At 74.2% G+C, this 15,077-nt stretch carries 14 protein-coding genes; 11 read left to right on the top strand and 3 right to left on the bottom strand.

Going from position 1 to position 15,077, the window contains the following annotated elements; genetic code table 11:
• The first annotated feature begins 18 nt into the window (after positions 1–18).
• Together ACFXG1_RS26340 and mycP are read left to right on the top strand one after the other, a co-directional pair.
• A complete protein-coding gene (locus tag ACFXG1_RS26340) occupies positions 19–858 on the top strand; it encodes a hypothetical protein (RefSeq protein WP_384744818.1) in 840 nt (279 codons plus the stop codon).
• A complete protein-coding gene (mycP, locus tag ACFXG1_RS26335) occupies positions 855–2,093 on the top strand; it encodes a type VII secretion-associated serine protease mycosin (protein ID WP_384744816.1) in 1,239 nt (412 codons plus the stop codon). Before ACFXG1_RS26340 ends, mycP begins: the two co-directional genes overlap by 4 nt.
• A gap of 10 nt (positions 2,094–2,103) precedes the next feature.
• On the opposite strand, the gene ACFXG1_RS26330 is transcribed toward mycP, so the two are convergent.
• On the bottom strand, positions 2,104–2,808 hold the full coding sequence (locus tag ACFXG1_RS26330) for a serine hydrolase (protein WP_384722812.1): 705 nt from the start codon (positions 2,806–2,808) through the stop codon (positions 2,104–2,106).
• A gap of 80 nt (positions 2,809–2,888) precedes the next feature.
• On the opposite strand from ACFXG1_RS26330, the gene ACFXG1_RS26325 reads away from it, so the two are divergent.
• Complete coding sequence (locus ACFXG1_RS26325) at positions 2,889–3,638, top strand: SseB family protein (protein ID WP_384744814.1); 750 nt, start codon at positions 2,889–2,891, stop codon at positions 3,636–3,638.
• 81 nt (positions 3,639–3,719) lie between these two features.
• On the opposite strand, the gene ACFXG1_RS26320 is transcribed toward ACFXG1_RS26325, so the two are convergent.
• The gene (locus ACFXG1_RS26320; RefSeq protein WP_384724504.1) at positions 3,720–4,112 is read right to left on the bottom strand and encodes a DUF1844 domain-containing protein; all 393 of its coding nucleotides are present in this window, start codon (positions 4,110–4,112) and stop codon (positions 3,720–3,722) included.
• A 374-nt stretch (positions 4,113–4,486) separates the two neighbouring features.
• Here ACFXG1_RS26320 and infC point away from each other — a divergent pair, with 374 nt between their 5' ends.
• The 7 genes from infC (at position 4,487) to pheT (ending at position 12,260) form a co-directional block, all read left to right on the top strand.
• Entirely contained in the window at positions 4,487–5,137 is a 651-nt protein-coding gene (infC, locus tag ACFXG1_RS26315) for a translation initiation factor IF-3 (RefSeq protein WP_384744820.1), read from the top strand.
• Between the two features lie 125 nt (positions 5,138–5,262).
• Positions 5,263–5,457: a 50S ribosomal protein L35 gene (gene rpmI, locus ACFXG1_RS26310; RefSeq protein WP_250920741.1), complete on the top strand. Its 195-nt coding sequence runs from the start codon at positions 5,263–5,265 to the stop codon at positions 5,455–5,457.
• A 134-nt stretch (positions 5,458–5,591) separates the two neighbouring features.
• Positions 5,592–5,978: a 50S ribosomal protein L20 gene (rplT, locus tag ACFXG1_RS26305; RefSeq protein WP_358827461.1), complete on the top strand. Its 387-nt coding sequence runs from the start codon at positions 5,592–5,594 to the stop codon at positions 5,976–5,978.
• A 338-nt stretch (positions 5,979–6,316) separates the two neighbouring features.
• Positions 6,317–7,150 (top strand): TrmH family RNA methyltransferase, encoded by an 834-nt coding sequence (locus tag ACFXG1_RS26300; protein ID WP_384718768.1) that lies wholly within the window; start codon positions 6,317–6,319, stop codon positions 7,148–7,150.
• A gap of 134 nt (positions 7,151–7,284) precedes the next feature.
• Complete coding sequence (locus tag ACFXG1_RS26295; RefSeq protein WP_384718766.1) at positions 7,285–8,412, top strand: ATP-binding protein; 1,128 nt, start codon at positions 7,285–7,287, stop codon at positions 8,410–8,412.
• 186 nt (positions 8,413–8,598) lie between these two features.
• Positions 8,599–9,732 carry a phenylalanine--tRNA ligase subunit alpha gene (gene pheS, locus ACFXG1_RS26290; RefSeq protein WP_384744811.1) on the top strand — a complete coding sequence of 378 codons (1,134 nt, stop codon included), beginning with the start codon at positions 8,599–8,601 and terminating at the stop codon, positions 9,730–9,732.
• Complete coding sequence (gene pheT / locus ACFXG1_RS26285; RefSeq protein ID WP_384744809.1) at positions 9,732–12,260, top strand: phenylalanine--tRNA ligase subunit beta; 2,529 nt, start codon at positions 9,732–9,734, stop codon at positions 12,258–12,260. The genes pheS and pheT overlap by 1 nt, the downstream gene beginning before the upstream one ends.
• Positions 12,261–12,341: 81 nt before the next feature.
• On the opposite strand, the gene ACFXG1_RS26280 is transcribed toward pheT, so the two are convergent.
• Complete coding sequence (locus ACFXG1_RS26280) at positions 12,342–12,845, bottom strand: NUDIX hydrolase (protein WP_384719514.1); 504 nt, start codon at positions 12,843–12,845, stop codon at positions 12,342–12,344.
• A 578-nt stretch (positions 12,846–13,423) separates the two neighbouring features.
• Between ACFXG1_RS26280 and ACFXG1_RS26275 the strand changes: the two genes are divergently transcribed.
• Complete coding sequence (locus ACFXG1_RS26275) at positions 13,424–14,638, top strand: PP2C family protein-serine/threonine phosphatase (RefSeq protein ID WP_384744806.1); 1,215 nt, start codon at positions 13,424–13,426, stop codon at positions 14,636–14,638.
• The last annotated feature ends 439 nt before the right edge of the window (positions 14,639–15,077 follow it).

Raw genomic sequence — 15,077 nt, 5'->3', positions numbered from 1 at the left:
AGCGTGAGATGTGTATAAGTGACAGCCGTACGGCCGCGTCCTCCCGCCCCGCCGCCCGAGGCGTACTCGGAGGTCACCGCCAGGCTGCGGCCCGTACCCGCCCGGCGGCCCGCGCGGACCGGCGCCGCCGTCGTCTGCGCCGTACTCGGGCTCGGGCTCGTCGGCGGCGCCGCCACCGCGGGCGCGCTCACCAGCGGCGCCGGGGCGGGCGGCGCCGGCGACTCCGCTTACGACCGGGCCCACGAGCTGTGGCACACCGCCCCCGTCGACGCGCTCTTCCCCCGGACCGTGCGCGGCGAGAAGGCCGGGCCAGGCAAGGCCGACCGGGTCTGGACCAGGATCGCCGTGGCACCGGACGGCGACTGTCCGACCGCCCTCGACCCGGGGCTGGCCACGACCCTGGTCACCGCGGGCTGTGCCCGCGTCGTACGCGCCACCTACACCGACGCCACCGCGACCCATGTGACCACCGTCGGCCTCGTCTTCACCGGCGCCGACGAACACGACATGGCCGCGCTCGCCCAGCGCGTCGAGGCCCAGAGCCTCGACGAGCGCCCCGACCTGCTGCCCCGCGCCTACGGCGCGCGCGGCACCGTCGCCGAACGGTTCGGCCCCCGGCAGCGGGCCAGCTGGTCCCTGAAGGTGCTCCCCGACGCGCCCGTGGTCGTCTTCGCCGTATCCGGCTTCGCGGACGGCCGGGCCGCCGACGCCCCGCAGCCCGCCGGGGCGGCCCGGGACACCAAGTCGACCGCCCCGATCGCGCAGGCCGGACTCGGCCACGAGGCCGCCGGACTCGCCGCCGGGGCCGAACGGGCCCTGCGATCGGCGCTCAACCCGCCACCGAAGGACCAGAAGTGACCCCGATCCAGCCTCCGGACGAGGCCCGGGCGGCGCGCCCGGGACGGGCGGCGCGGGCGGCCCGGAGCCGGCGGCGACGGCACCGCGCCGTCGCGCTCGCCGCGGCCGGCGCGTTCACGCTGCTGCCCGCCGTACCCGCCCGCGCCGACGGCATAAGGGTCCAGCAATGGGGCCTCGAAGCCCTCAACACGGACGAGGCGTGGCGGACCACCAAGGGCGCGGGCGTCACCGTCGCCGTCCTCGACACCGGCGTCGACGACCAGCACCCCGACCTGCGGGACAACGTCCTGCCCGGCAAGGACTTCATCGGCTTCGGCGCGGCCCGGGGCGACCGGGCCTGGGCCCGGCACGGCACCGCCATGGCCGGGATCGTCGCCGCCCACGGCCGGGGCTTCGGCAACGAGTCCGGAGTCATCGGCATCGCGCCCGAGGCGAAGATCCTGCCCGTACGCGTCATCCTCGAAGGCGGCGACCAGGCCCGCGAGAAGGCCCGCAAGTCCCGCGGCACGGCCCTCGCCCAGGGCATCCGGTGGGCCGCCGACCAGGGCGCCGACGTGATCAACCTGTCCCTCGGCGACGACAGCGAGTCCGCGCACCCCGAACCGGGTGAGGACGCCGCCGTGCAGTACGCGCTCGCCAAGGGCGCCGTCGTCGTCGCGTCGGCCGGGAACGGCGGCGAGAAGGGCGACCGGATCTCGTACCCCGCCGCCTATCCCGGCGTCATCGCCGTCACCGCCGTCGACCGCTTCGGCAACCGCGCCTCCTTCTCCACCCGGCGGTGGTACGCGACCGTCGCCGCGCCCGGAGTCGACATCGTGATACCCGACCCGGACCGCAAGTACTACGAGGGCTGGGGCACGAGCGCCGCCGCCGCGTTCGTCTCGGGGGCCGTCGCCCTCGTCCGCTCCGCCCACGGCGATCTGACCCCCGCCCAGATCAAACGGCTCCTCATCGACACCGCCAGGGACCGGCCCGAGTCCGGCCGGGACGACTCCCGCGGCTACGGCACCGTGGACCCGGCCGCCGCGATCGAGGCCGCCGGATCCCTCCGGCCGGGGGACCCCAAGGCGGCCACGGCCGGGTACGCCGGAAAGTACTTCGGCAAAGGCCCCCAGCCCGAGGAGCCCGAACCCGAACCGGCCGCGTGGCTCGCCCCCCTGGTCGGCGGCGTCGGCGCGCTGGTCCTGGCGATCGCGGTCGTCCTGTGGCGGGGGACGCGCCCCCGGAGCCTCTGAGCCCGCCCGCTCAGCCGGCGTGCCCAGCCCCGTACCAGCCGCCCTCACCCGCGGCCCGCCGCGCGGCCTCCTCGACCCGGGCGATGCCCGCCTCCTTCGACGGATGCCCGTCCGACAGGACGACCACGAGCCGCCCGCCGGCCCGCCCGCCGACCCGCCCGACCGAGTGCACCACCCACAGGCCCGTCGCCCGCATCGGCATCCAGCCGTTCTTCAGCGCCCAGCCGTCCGCTCCGGCGGGCCCGCCGGCCGCCGCCGACACCCCCCACGCCTGATCCGGTACGACCCGGCCCATCAGTTCCCGCAGATATGCGTACGGGCGCTCCCGGAACACCGTCCGCAGCAGGGTCAGCTGGTCACGCGCGGTCGTCCGGGTCAGACCCCAGGCCGGATCGGCGTACGTCCCGGTAAGACCCCATTCCGCGTACGCCTCGTCCAGCGCCCCGGGACCCCCGAGCTCCCGCCACAGGGCCGTCGCCGCGTCGTTGTCGCTGCGGACGATCATCGCCCGTGCCCACGCCCGCCGCCGGGCGTCCAGCTCCCCGCCGCGCCGGAGCAGCGCGGCCAGGACGGAGACCTTCACGACGCTCGCCGACGGATAGCCGAGATCGGCGCCGCCGCCGTACCAGGCGCCGCCCCCTGCCGCATCCGTCGCATTCGCCCCATCCGCCGCTCCCACGGCCACCGAAAGCCGTACCCCCGCGTTCTCGACCATGCCCGTCAGGCTAGCCAGACCGCGTCCCGCGACCGGCACCCCGTGCCCGGGCGGCGGTCGTGCGGGACTAGGCTCGACGCGTGGCGCTCAAGAACATCCCCGACCCCGGCTTCTCCGACGACGACGGCTCAGCCGACCCGAGGCTCACGGCGGCCCTCGCCGCCTGGGCGGAGGACCGGACGGCGCACGGACCCGTACTCGCCGCCCTCGCGGAAGCCCGGCTGCTGGTGCCCGTCGTCGCCGTGCTGGGCGAGGTCGAGACCGACGAGAACGGGCTGCGGCGCGAGAAGACCAGCGACATGGCCGTACCGACGCTCACCGCGGGGGACCGGCGCGCGCTGCCCGCGTTCACGTCGATGGAGACCCTCGCCCGCTGGGACCCGGCGGCCCGGCCCGTCGCCGTACCGCTCCGGCAGGCGCTCTCGGCCCTCGCCCACGAGAAGGCCGACACCCTCGTCATCGATCTGGCCGGGCCGGTGCCGTACCAGCTCAACGGTGCCGCGCTGCGGGCCGTAGCGGAGGGCCGGACCAGCACCGATCCGCTGGACGACCCGGCCGTGACGGCGGCCGTACGGGATGTGATGGCCGCCGAGCCCGCCGTCGTCCGGGTCCATCTGCTGCCCGGCGACGGCACCGACGGGACGCTCGCCCTCGTCCTCGCGGACGACGCCGTGCCCGCCGACGCCGCGGGCCGGGTGGCCCGGGGCATCGCGGGCCACGACGCGCTGCGGGCCCGCCTGGTCCGCGGTCTCGACCTGGCGCTGCTGCCGACCGGGGCGACCCCGCCGGGTGAGCCCTTCTATGTACGGGCCCGGGACGCCCACGCCTGAACCACCGCGGCCGGGCCGCCGCCGGACAGCCGAACGCCCCCGGGCGGAACAGCGGATTCCGGGGGCGTACGACCGATACGGCTAGCCGTAGACCGGGCCCGTGTACTTCTCGCCGGGGCCCTGGCCCGGCTCGTCCGGGACCAGGGATGCCTCGCGGAAGGCGAGCTGGAGCGACTTCAGGCCGTCCCGCAGCGGCGCGGCGTGGAAGGAGCTGACCTCCGTCGTGCTCGCGTCCAGCAGCCCGGCCAGGGCGTGCACCAGCTTCCTCGCCTCGTCCAGGTCCTTGTACCGGTCGCCCTCCTCGGTGAGACCGAGCTTCACCGCGGCGGCGCTCATCAGGTTGACCGCGACCGTGACGATCACCTCGACGGCGGGCACCTCCGCGATATCGCGGGCCATGGCGTCGAAGTCGGGCGATTCGGGAGAAGACTCGCCGGGGGCGGCGGAGCCGGGGACAGGGGTCGCGTCACTCATGACGCTTACGATATGCCCCGCTCCGGACGGCCTCGCCGGGGCCACCGGTTAGCACCGGCCCCCCGAAGCTGCTAACCTTGTGTGACGACCGGCCGGACACATCTGTGCCCGGCCCACAAGTGGAGGCTCCGATCTCCCACCTGGCCGCTCCCCGGAGCGGCGGGTCACCGGTCAGGCGGTCCCCATCGTTCCGTACGGACGATGGAGCCGCCCGAAGCGCGCCCCGCGACTGTCGCGGCGGTGCTCCGGTATTCCAGGAGCTGCCGCCTGTGTCCGTCCCGGGGCATTTTTGCTGTTCCCGTGCGGTTGGTCTTACCAAACAGACGCTCGCGGCCGTCTGCCAGTCGGCCGCGCGGTGCTACTTAGGAGGATCCATCAGCGCCGAGCCCCGCATCAACGACCGGATTCGCGTTCCCGAAGTACGGCTTGTCGGTCCCAGTGGCGAGCAGGTGGGCATCGTCCCGCTCGCCAAGGCCCTCGAGCTGGCTCAGGAGTACGACCTCGACCTGGTCGAGGTCGCGGCGACCGCCCGGCCGCCCGTGTGCAAGCTCATGGACTACGGGAAGTTCAAGTACGAGTCGGCCATGAAGGCCCGTGAGGCGCGCAAGAACCAGGCGCACACGGTCATCAAGGAGATGAAGCTCCGGCCGAAGATCGACCCGCACGACTACGACACCAAAAAGGGTCACGTCGTCCGGTTCCTCAAGCAGGGCGACAAGGTCAAGATCACGATCATGTTCCGTGGTCGTGAGCAGTCCCGCCCCGAGCTCGGCTTCCGACTGCTCCAGCGGCTCGCGTCCGACGTCGAGGAACTGGGCTTCATCGAGTCCAACCCGAAGCAGGACGGCCGGAACATGATCATGGTTCTCGGTCCGCACAAGAAGAAGACCGAGGCCATGGCCGAGGCGCGTGAGGCCCAGGCCGCACGTAAGGCGGGCCGGGACCCGAAGGCTCCGGCCGACGGCGCCGAGGCCCCTGCCGACGTCGAGGCCGACGCCCCGGCCGAGACGCCCTCCGAGGGGTGACCCGAGGGGCAGCCATCGGCGGCCCCGGGTTCCCCCCGGACCCGTACAAGACGAACTGGACGCTCCCGCGTGCCCGGTGCCCGCGCACCGGGGGAGAGCGTCACTGACGAGGAGAAGACGGCGCGATGCCGAAGAACAAGACGCACAGCGGTTCCAAGAAGCGCTTCAAGATCACCGGCACCGGCAAGGTGCTCCGTGAGCGCGCCGGCAAGCGCCACCTGCTCGAGCACAAGCCGTCCACGCTGACGCGCCGCCTCTCCGGCAACGCGGAGATGGCTCCCGGCGACGCCAAGAAGATCAAGAAGCTTCTCGGCAAGTGATGTCGCCCCCGGCCGCCGGCCGCCCCGTCGTGACGGGGACGGAGACGGAGCCGGGGAGTGGACACCGGGACCGGGACCTATACGAATTCGGGTCGTGCCGCCGCACGCACGACCCCGCTACAAGGAGTTAACAAGTGGCACGCGTCAAGCGGGCAGTCAACGCCCACAAGAAGCGCCGGGCGATTCTCGAGCAGGCCAGTGGCTACCGTGGTCAGCGTTCGCGCCTGTACCGCAAGGCCAAGGAGCAGGTCACCCACTCCCTGGTCTACAACTACAACGACCGGAAGAAGCGCAAGGGCGACTTCCGTCAGCTGTGGATCCAGCGGATCAACGCCGCCGCCCGTCAGAACGGGATGACGTACAACCGTCTCATCCAGGGTCTGAAGGCCGCCAACATCGAGGTGGACCGCAAGATCCTGGCGGAGCTGGCCGTCAACGACGCCAACGCGTTCGCCGCGCTGGTCGAGGCCGCGCAGAAGGCGCTGCCCGCCGACGTCAACGCGCCGAAGGCCGCCGCCTGATCGACGCCGATCGCGGCGTGATCGTCCCGTCACCGGCTCGTCACCGGGGCGACAGCCCGTGCGCGCGACCCGGTGACGACCGACGTACTCCGGACCCGCAGGCCCTTCCGGCCTGCGGGTCCGTGTGCGTCCACGCCAACCTGGGGTGATGCCGTACGGCGGGCCACGGCCCGCGCCCGAGGCGCCGGGATCCAGCCGCCGAGGGGTGCTCCCAGGCCCGCGCCCGAAGACCCCGTCGAAGGCCCCGCCTGCCCGTCCGGTCCCCGCCCGTCCGGTCCCCGCCCGTCCGTTCGTCGCGTCCGTCCCGCGGTGAACCGCTCCCCCCGGAAAGTGAGCCCATGGCCGCCCCCGAGACCATCTCCCCGCGCTCCCCGCGCGTCGCCGCCGCCCGGCGGCTGGCCCGGCGGAACTTCCGCGGCAAGGAGCGGCTGTTCCTCGCCGAGGGGCCCCAGGCCGTCCGGGAGGCCGCCGGACACCGCACGCCCGCCGGGGAGCCGACGCTCACCGAACTGTTCGCCACCCCCGAAGCCTTCGAGCGGTACGCCGATATCGTCGCCGCCGCCCGGGCCGCGGACGCCGCGATCCATCTCGCCGACGAGACGGTGATCGCGGACATCTCCACCACCGTCACCCCGCAGGGACTCGTCGGGGTCTGCCGCTTCCTCGACTCCCCCTTCGAGGAGATCGTCGCGGCCCGCCCCCGGCTGGTCGCCGTCCTCGCGCATGTGCGGGACCCCGGGAACGCGGGCACCGTACTCCGCTGCGCCGACGCCGCCGGAGCCGACGCCGTCGTCCTCACCGACGCCTCCGTCGACCTCTACAACCCCAAGGCGGTCCGGGCCTCCGTCGGCTCCCACTTCCACCTCCCGGTCGCCGTCGGCGTCCCCGTGGAGCGGGCCGTGACGGCCCTGAAGGGCGCCGGAGTACGGGTGGTCGCCGCCGACGGCGCCGGGGACGACCTCGACGCCGAACTGGACGCCGGCACCATGGGCGGTCCCACCGCCTGGATCTTCGGCAACGAGGCCTGGGGCCTGCCCGAGGAGACCCGGTCGCTCGCGGACACCGTGATCCGGGTCCCCATCCACGGCCGCGCCGAGAGCCTGAACCTGGCCACCGCCGCCGCCGTATGCCTCTACGCCTCCGCCCGCGCCCAGCGCGCGGGACACTCCTGAATCCGGGGCGCGGATCAACTAGAGGGGTGGTACAGGGGGCGCACTCGCGCAGGGGGTCCGGACCGTCACCTTGAGCTAGTAGGGTGACGGGCCCGGGAGCCCACTGCGGCGGTCGGAGAGGTGGGGGTACGGGTATGGCGGTCGGGACGAGCAGGCCGGCGGAGACGCACGGGACGTTCCTGTGCGCGTCCACCGATCCCGAAGCCGGCGCGATCGACCCCGACGACCTCCCCGACGGACTCGTCGTCGCCGACGAGCACGGCCGGGTCGTCTGCTTCAACGCCGCGGCCGTACGGATCACCGCCACGGCCCGCGCCGACGCCATCGGGCTCCCCCTGGAGCGCGCCCTGCCGCTGGAGGACCTCAAAGGCCGCCGCTGGTGGCCGCTGACCGACCCGTACGGCGGACTCGTCACCCGGGTCGGCCAGCCCGAACGGAATCTCCTGCTGCCGGGCGGGCGCGAGGTCCTGGTCTCCGCCCGCTACGTCCGCGACCATCCCCGGGGCCCGCTGCGCCGCCTCGTGGTCAGCCTGCGCGGTACCGAGGCCAGGCGCCGTACCGAACGCAGCCACGCCGAGCTGATCGCCACCGTCGCCCATGAGCTGCGGTCCCCGCTGACCTCGGTGAAAGGCTTCACCGCCACCCTGCTCGCGAAATGGGAGCGGTTCACCGACGACCAGAAGCGGCTGATGCTGGAGACCGTCGACGCCGACGCCGACCGGGTCACCCGGCTGATCGCCGAGCTGCTCGACATCTCCCGGATCGACTCCGGACGCCTGGAGGTCCGCCGCCAGCCCGTCGACATCGCCGCCGCCGTCACCCGCCACGTCCAGGCCCATATAGCCAGTGGGCGGAGCCCCGACCGCTTCGCCGTCCGGATCCGCCCAGGACTGCCCGATCTGTGGGCCGACCCCGACAAGGTCGACCAGGTGCTCGGCAATCTGCTGGAAAACGCGGTGCGCCACGGCGAAGGAACCGTCACTATCGACGTGGCGCCGGCTCCGGCGCAGCGCGCCGACGACGAGGAAGGGACGGCCGTCACCGTGACCGACGAGGGCCCCGGCATCCCCGAGGAGTCGATGGCCCGTGTCTTCACCCGCTTCTGGCGGGGGAGCAAACGCGGTGGGACCGGTCTCGGCCTCTATATCGTCAAGGGCATCGTCGAGGCCCACAGCGGCACGATCACCGTCGGCCGGGGCCCCGGCGGCGGTGCCGAGTTCCGATTTATCCTGCCCGTCGGCACGCCCGCTCATCTGAGCTGAGGCCGCCCTCGGGCCACCATCGCCGACCCGGTCCGCCGGGTCCCGGGACGTACCCCGCCAGCGGGCGCCCCGCCGCCGGTTACCGAACGTTTAGACTCAGACTTTGGCACCTTTGCGTCCTTCGTCTGCGTCCGTCGTCGCCGAGCGGGACCGCGTCCACCAAGCCAACCGGAAACACGGGAAGAGATGTCGGCACCCAATAAGTCGTACGACCCTGTCGAGGTCGAGGCACTGAAACCGGAAGAGATCGAGCGCATGCGGGACGAGGCGGTCGCCGCCTTCGCCGCCGCGGGCGACCTCGAAGCGCTCGCCCATGCCAAGGTCGCGCACACCGGTGGCACCTCGCCCCTCGCCCTCGCCAACCGGGAGATCGGCGCCCTCCCTCCGCAGGCCAAGGCCGAGGCGGGCAAGCGGGTCGGCCAGGCGCGCGGCGCCGTGAACAAGGCACTCGCCGCCCGCCAGACCGAACTGGAGGCCGAGCGCGACGCCCGGGTGCTGGTCGAGGAGGCCGTCGACGTCACCCTGCCGTACGACCGGATCCCGGCAGGCGCCCGCCACCCGATCACGACCCTCTCCGAGCGCATCGAGGACGTCTTCGTCGCCATGGGCTACGAGGTCGCCGAGGGCCCCGAGGCCGAGGCCGAGTGGTTCAACTTCGACGCGCTGAACATCGGCCCCGACCACCCCGCGCGCGGCGAGGCCGACACCTTCTTCGTCCAGGGCGCCGAGGGCGCCGAGGCCACCGAGGGCTCCGGGGTCGTCCTGCGCACCCACACCTCCCCGGTGCAGATCCGGTCCCTGCTCGACCGCGAGCCGCCGGTCTATGTGATCTGCCCGGGCCGCGTCTACCGCACCGACGAGCTGGACGCCACCCACACCCCCGTCTTCCACCAGGTCGAGCTGCTCGCCATCGACGAGGGCCTGACCATGGCCGACCTCAAGGGCACCCTCGACCACATGGTCCGGGAGCTGTTCGGCGGCGAGGGCATGAAGACCCGGCTGCGGCCGAACTTCTTCCCCTTCACCGAGCCGTCCGCCGAGATGGACATGGTCTGCTACGTCTGCCGCGGCGAGTCGGCGGGCAACCCGGACCGCCCCTGCCGTACCTGCTCCAGTGAAGGCTGGATCGAGCTGGGCGGCTGCGGCATGGTCAACCCCAAGGTCCTGGTGGCCTGCGGGGTCGACCCCGAGAAGTACAGCGGATTCGCCTTCGGGTTCGGCATCGAGCGGATGCTGATGTTCCGCCACAACGTCGAAGACATGCGAGACATGGTCGAGGGTGACATCCGGTTCACCCGGCCTTTCGGGATGGAGATCTGATGCGCGTCCCGCTTTCCTGGCTGCGGGAGTACGTCGACCTGCCGGCGGCGGAGACCGGCCGTGACGTACAGCAGAAGCTGATCGCGGCCGGACTGGAGGTCGAGTCCGTCGAGCGGCTCGGCGCCGGTCTCACCGGCCCCCTCGTCGTCGGCAAGGTGCTGTCGATCGAGGAGCTGACCGAGTTCAAGAAGCCGATCCGGCACTGCCTGGTCGACGTCGGACAGGCCAATGGCACCGGCGAGCCGCAGGAGATCGTCTGCGGTGCCCGGAACTTCGCCGTCGGCGACAAGGTCGTCGTCGTCCTCCCGGGCGCCGAGCTGCCCGGCGGCTTCAAGATCGCCGAGCGTAAGACGTACGGCCGGATGTCCCGCGGCATGATCTGCTCCTCCGGCGAGCTGGGCATGGGCGACGACGGCAGCGACGGCATCATCGTGCTCCCGCCGGAGTACGAGCCCGGCACCGACGCGATCGAACTGCTGGAGCTGTACGACGAGGTCCTCGACATCGCCGTCACCCCGGACCGCGGCTACGCCCTGTCGATGCGCGGCGTCGCCCGGGAGGCCGCCACCGCGTACGGCCTTCCGCTGCGCGACCCGGCGCTGATCGACGTCCCCGGGCCCAACGCCCACGGCTACCCGGTCCAGGTCGCCGACCCCGTCGGCTGCGACCGCTTCACCGCCCGCACCGTCACGGGGGTCGACCCCGAGGCGCGCTCCCCGATCTGGCTCCGCCGCCGCCTCCAGAAGGCGGGTATGCGCCCGATCTCCCTCGCGGTCGACATCACGAACTATGTGATGCTCGAACTGGGCCAGCCGCTGCACGCCTACGACCGGTCCCTCGTCAAGGGCCCGATCGGGGTCCGCCGCGCCCGGTCCGGCGAGAAGATCACGACCCTCGACGGGGCCCACCGGGTCCTCGACGCCGAGGACCTCGTCATCACCGACAGCCGCGGCCCCATCGGGCTCGCGGGTGTCATGGGCGGCGCCCACACGGAGATCGCGGACGCGGTCACCGACCCGGAGACCGGCGTGGCCCGCGGCACCACCGATGTGGTCGTCGAGGCCGCGCACTTCGACCCGGTCGCCATCGCCAGGACCGCCCGCCGCCACAAGCTGTCCTCCGAGGCGTCCCGGCGCTTCGAACGGGGCGTCGACCCGCTGGCCGGCGCCGCCGCCGCACAGCGGACCGTCGATCTGCTGGTCCTCCTCGCCGGGGGGACCGCCGAGCCCGGCGTCACCGAGGTCATCACGCCCTCCGCGCCCCGCACGGTCACCATGCGCGCCGACCACCCCGACCGGGTCGCCGGTGTCGCGTACGGCCGTGAGACCGTCGTCCGCCGCCTCCAGCAGGTGGGCTGCGACGTCTACGGCCAGGACGAGCTGATCGTCACCGTCCCGTCGTGGCGCCCCGACCTGGCCGCGCCCAACGATCTGGCCGAGGAGGTCATGCGGCTCGAAGGGTACGAGAACCTGCCCTCCACGCTGCCCCGGCCCGCCTCCGGCCGCGGACTGACCGACCGGCAGCGGCTGCACCGCCGCGTCGGACGGGCGCTCGCCGGAGCGGGCTATGTCGAAGCGCCGAACTACCCGTTCATCGGTGAGCAGGTCCTCGACAAGCTCGACCTGGCCGCCGACGACCCGGCCCGCCGGCTCGTCACCCTCGTCAACCCGCTCTCCGACGAGGAGCCCGCGCTCCGCACGACGCTGCTGCCGGGACTGCTGGCCGCGCTCCGTCGCAACGACGGCCGCGGCAGCCACGACCTGGCCCTCTTCGAGACCGGCCTGGTCTTCCACCCGGCGGCCGAGCCCCGGCGGGCCCCCGCCCTCCCCGTCGACCGGCGCCCGGCCGACGCGGAGCTGGCCGAACTCGACGCGGCCCTGCCCGAGCAGCCCCGGCACGCCGCCGTGGTGCTCGCGGGCGCCCGTGAGCAGTCCGGCTGGTGGGGCAAGGGCCGCCCGGCCGACTGGGCGGACGCCGTCGAGGCGGCCCGTACCGTCGCCGGTGAGGCCGGCGTCGAGCTCGCCGTCGACCAGGCCCGGTACGGCCCCTGGCACCCCGGCCGGTGCGCGGAGCTGTCCGTCGTGATCGACGGGGTGAAGACCTCCGTCGGCCACGCGGGCGAACTGCACCCGCGCGTGGTGAAGGCCCTCGGGCTGCCCGCCCGTACCTGCGCCATGGAGCTGAACCTGGACCTGGTCCGGCGGGCCGGCGAGGGCGCGGTCGTCGCACCGCGGATCTCCTCCTTCCCGGTCGCCACCCAGGACGTCGCCCTCGTCGTCGACGCCGGGGTGCCCGCCGCCTTCGTCGAGCACGCCCTCGCCCGGGGCGCGGGCGACCTGCTGGAGTCCATCCGGCTGTTCGACGTCTTCACCGGCGAGCAGCTCGGCGAGGGCAGGAAGTCGCTGGCGTACGCCCTGCGCTTCCGCGCCCCCGACCGCACGCTGACCGTCGAGGAGGCCACGGCCGCGCGCGACGCGGCGATCGCCGCCGCGGCCGAGGCGGCGGGCGCGGTCCTCCGCGGCGTCTGACGCCCACGCGAGACCACGGCCCCCGGGAACCGACCGGTTCCCGGGGGCCGAGGCGTTCCCGCGCGACCGGGAACCGTCCGTTCAGTGGTGCCAGGGCAGCCGGACCGGCTCCGCCGGGATCCGTCCGGCGAGCAGATCGCCCGTCAGATCCGGCAGACCGTACGGATACACCGTCTCGCCACCGGCGGCCAGCTCCTCCCGGGTCCACCAGCGGTGCCCGGCGTGATACCGCAGCTCGTTCGCCTCCTGCCCGCCGATGTCCACCCGGTGGGACCGGACCACGAGCCGGAAGAAGTCGTCCCGGAACACCCCCTCGGCCCACCCGAGATCCGCATACCCCGAGGTGTACGCCACCGGAGCCCCCAGCGCCTCGGCCGGCACCGAGAGCCCCGTCTCCTCCCGCAACTCCCGGGCCGCCGCCCCGGCGAGCGTCTCCCCCTCCTCGACACCCCCGCCGGGGGTGCACCAGCCGTGACCGGCGCCGGGGGCATCGGGATCGAGACGGAACCGCAGCAGCAGAAGACGGTGCCGCTCGTCGAAGAGCAGCACCCGGGCGGACCGGCGGACTACGTCGTGTTCGGGCATCGGAGCAGCCTAGACGTCCTTCTGCCGCCCGGACACGACGGGACGAAGCGCGACAACGGCCCGCCCGTCCGTGCCGGATCCGGCGGTGGTCGACCGCCCGCGCCGACGACGTCATCGGGGGGAGCGCCGTTGACGCGCGGCCCGGTGCCCGGCTCCGCGCGGCACGACCGCGGCCGTCGTCGTCGCCGGATCCGGCTGCCTCGCCGACCCGGACCCCAACACCCGTGCTCCGTACGGGTTATGATGAGACATCAGGGTCGCGGGGTCCGAGGAAGTGCTTCCGCCGGGTCCGGCCGGAAGGGCCGCCCCCGCGTCCGACGGCATTCGCTCGTTCGAGTGAGAACGGGGCAGGCTGTTCCTTTCCCGCCCGCGTGATCGACACAATCGACGCGGCCGTTGGCCATGGCCGCACAGCCCCCGCCCCGCCCCTTCCGGGCCGCGCGGGTTCCACTGCGCGGTCACGGACGAGGCGGTGTCGCGCGGGAGCGCCCGTCCGGTCGCGGGCCGGACAGCACTCCCGAGGACGCGGCCGGGGCGCGGCCGAAGCGCCGGGCAGGGCCTATGAGGGGACCATCGGCATGATCCGCAGCAGTTTCGAACGCTCCGTTCCGGCGGCGCGCCGCGTCCTCCGTGCGCGCCGGCGCGCGATCCGGATGTCCGCCGGGTCCGCCGCGTCGGCCGGGTCCGCCCGGTCCGCGCCCCGCGAACGCCGGTCCCTGCGACGCTGGCTGCTGGCCCTCGGACTGCCCCTCGCCTGCGGTGCCGCCGCCCTCGTCGGGCGCGTCGTGCTGCCCCACGACCACCCCGAGAGTCCGGGCCAACGGATCCTCGCGGGCCTCGTCCTGCTCACCGCGTGCACCGTCGGCATCGGATTCCTCCTCCGGGGCCGCCGACGGCTCCGCCGTGAACTGCGCCGGGCCCGCGCCGTGGCACACGCCACCCAGCGGGTTCTGCTGCGCCCGCCGCCCGCGCGGCTCGACGGGCTCTCCCTCGCCGCCGGTCAGCTCTCCGCGAGCCGGGGCGCGACCGTCGGCGGCGATCTGTACGAGGTCGTGGCCACGCCCTACGGGATCCGCGCCGTCATCGGCGACGTACGCGGCCACGGACTGCCCGCGATCGGCGCGGTCGCCGCCGTGCTCGGCAGCTTCCGGGAGGCGGCGTACGACGAACCCGACCTCGGGGGCGTCCTGCGGCGGCTGGACCGGGCCGTCCAGCGCCATCTCCGCGACCGCGCCCGCGACGAACGCGCGGCGCCCCGCGAACCGGAGCCGGAGATCTGGCCCGCCGAGGAGTTCGTCACCGTCCTGCTGCTGGAGATCGGCGGCGGCCCGGTCAGGGGCGTACGGGCCCTCAACTGCGGCCACCCCTGGCCCTACCGGCTCGGCCCCGGCGGCGCCCGCCCGCTGGCCGCCGCCGAACCCCTGCCGCCGCTCGGTCCCTTCCCCCTCCCGGCCCGCCTCGAACCGCACCTCTGCGAGGGGCTCGCCCCGGGCGAAGCGCTGCTGCTGCACACGGACGGCGCGGTCGAGGCACGCGACGCCCGGGGCCGGTTCTTCGCCCTCCAGGCCGAACTCGACCGCGCCACGCGGACGCCGTCGGCCCCGCCCGCCGCGGTGCTCGCCGCCATCGAGTCGGCCCTGCTGCGCCACACCGGCGGCCGCCCCGACGACGACGTGGCACTCCTGCTGCTCCGCAACGACAGCCGCGACCCGATCCCCGCGGCCCGGACGGACCCCCGCCCGGACGCCCTCCCGGCGATGGCCCCGTCGCGGCGCGGCGCGCACGACGGATAGGGTTCCCGGCCGCCGCCGTCGCCGCCCGCGCAGTTCCGACCCCTGGTCGTGGCAGGCGGGGCCACGGCGGAGCGACCCGGGGGCGCGAGGAACGGCGCGAGCAACCACCGGCAAGGCGCGGACGGCAACGGCGGCCAGGGTTCTCCCCGTTCCCCGGGCGGAGCCCGCCCAACGGCGCTGGGCCCGTCCGGGCGGGGACGGGCCCAGTCGGCCGCACGCCGCGGAGGGGCACTCCGAGGGCTGCCCGTACGGCCGGCGCCGTCCGCCCTGCCGCGGAGTGTCGGGCAGATCAGCAGGGCAGACGACGCGGTGGAGGACCGCCGCACTGTACGAGGGGGAGCCGGCGGTCCGGCCGCCTCCTTGAGAGGCATCTCAGTCAAGCGGCCCGGGCCGGGCGGCGGCAGCGCGCGCGGGGCCCCCGCGCTGGCATTCCGTTCAC

Origin of the sequence: Streptomyces sp. NPDC059248, assembly GCF_042753905.1 — a bacterium.
GTDB lineage: Bacteria > Actinomycetota > Actinomycetes > Streptomycetales > Streptomycetaceae > Streptomyces.
This window is presented reverse-complemented; position numbering and strand designations above follow the sequence as displayed.

Excerpts from the sequence above, each read along its gene's own strand:
- pheS (WP_384744811.1), top strand. The coding sequence starts at position 8,599 with ATGTCGGCACCCAATAAGTCGTACGACCCTGTCGAGGTCGAGGCACTG.
- rpmI (WP_250920741.1), top strand. The coding sequence starts at position 5,263 with ATGCCGAAGAACAAGACGCACAGCGGTTCCAAGAAGCGCTTCAAGATC.
- ACFXG1_RS26275 (WP_384744806.1), top strand. The coding sequence starts at position 13,424 with ATGATCCGCAGCAGTTTCGAACGCTCCGTTCCGGCGGCGCGCCGCGTC.
- ACFXG1_RS26300 (WP_384718768.1), top strand. The coding sequence starts at position 6,317 with ATGGCCGCCCCCGAGACCATCTCCCCGCGCTCCCCGCGCGTCGCCGCC.
- ACFXG1_RS26295 (WP_384718766.1), top strand. The coding sequence starts at position 7,285 with ATGGCGGTCGGGACGAGCAGGCCGGCGGAGACGCACGGGACGTTCCTG.
- ACFXG1_RS26320 (WP_384724504.1), bottom strand. The coding sequence starts at position 4,112 with ATGAGTGACGCGACCCCTGTCCCCGGCTCCGCCGCCCCCGGCGAGTCT.
- pheT (WP_384744809.1), top strand. The coding sequence starts at position 9,732 with ATGCGCGTCCCGCTTTCCTGGCTGCGGGAGTACGTCGACCTGCCGGCG.
- ACFXG1_RS26330 (WP_384722812.1), bottom strand. The coding sequence starts at position 2,808 with ATGGTCGAGAACGCGGGGGTACGGCTTTCGGTGGCCGTGGGAGCGGCG.
- ACFXG1_RS26280 (WP_384719514.1), bottom strand. The coding sequence starts at position 12,845 with ATGCCCGAACACGACGTAGTCCGCCGGTCCGCCCGGGTGCTGCTCTTC.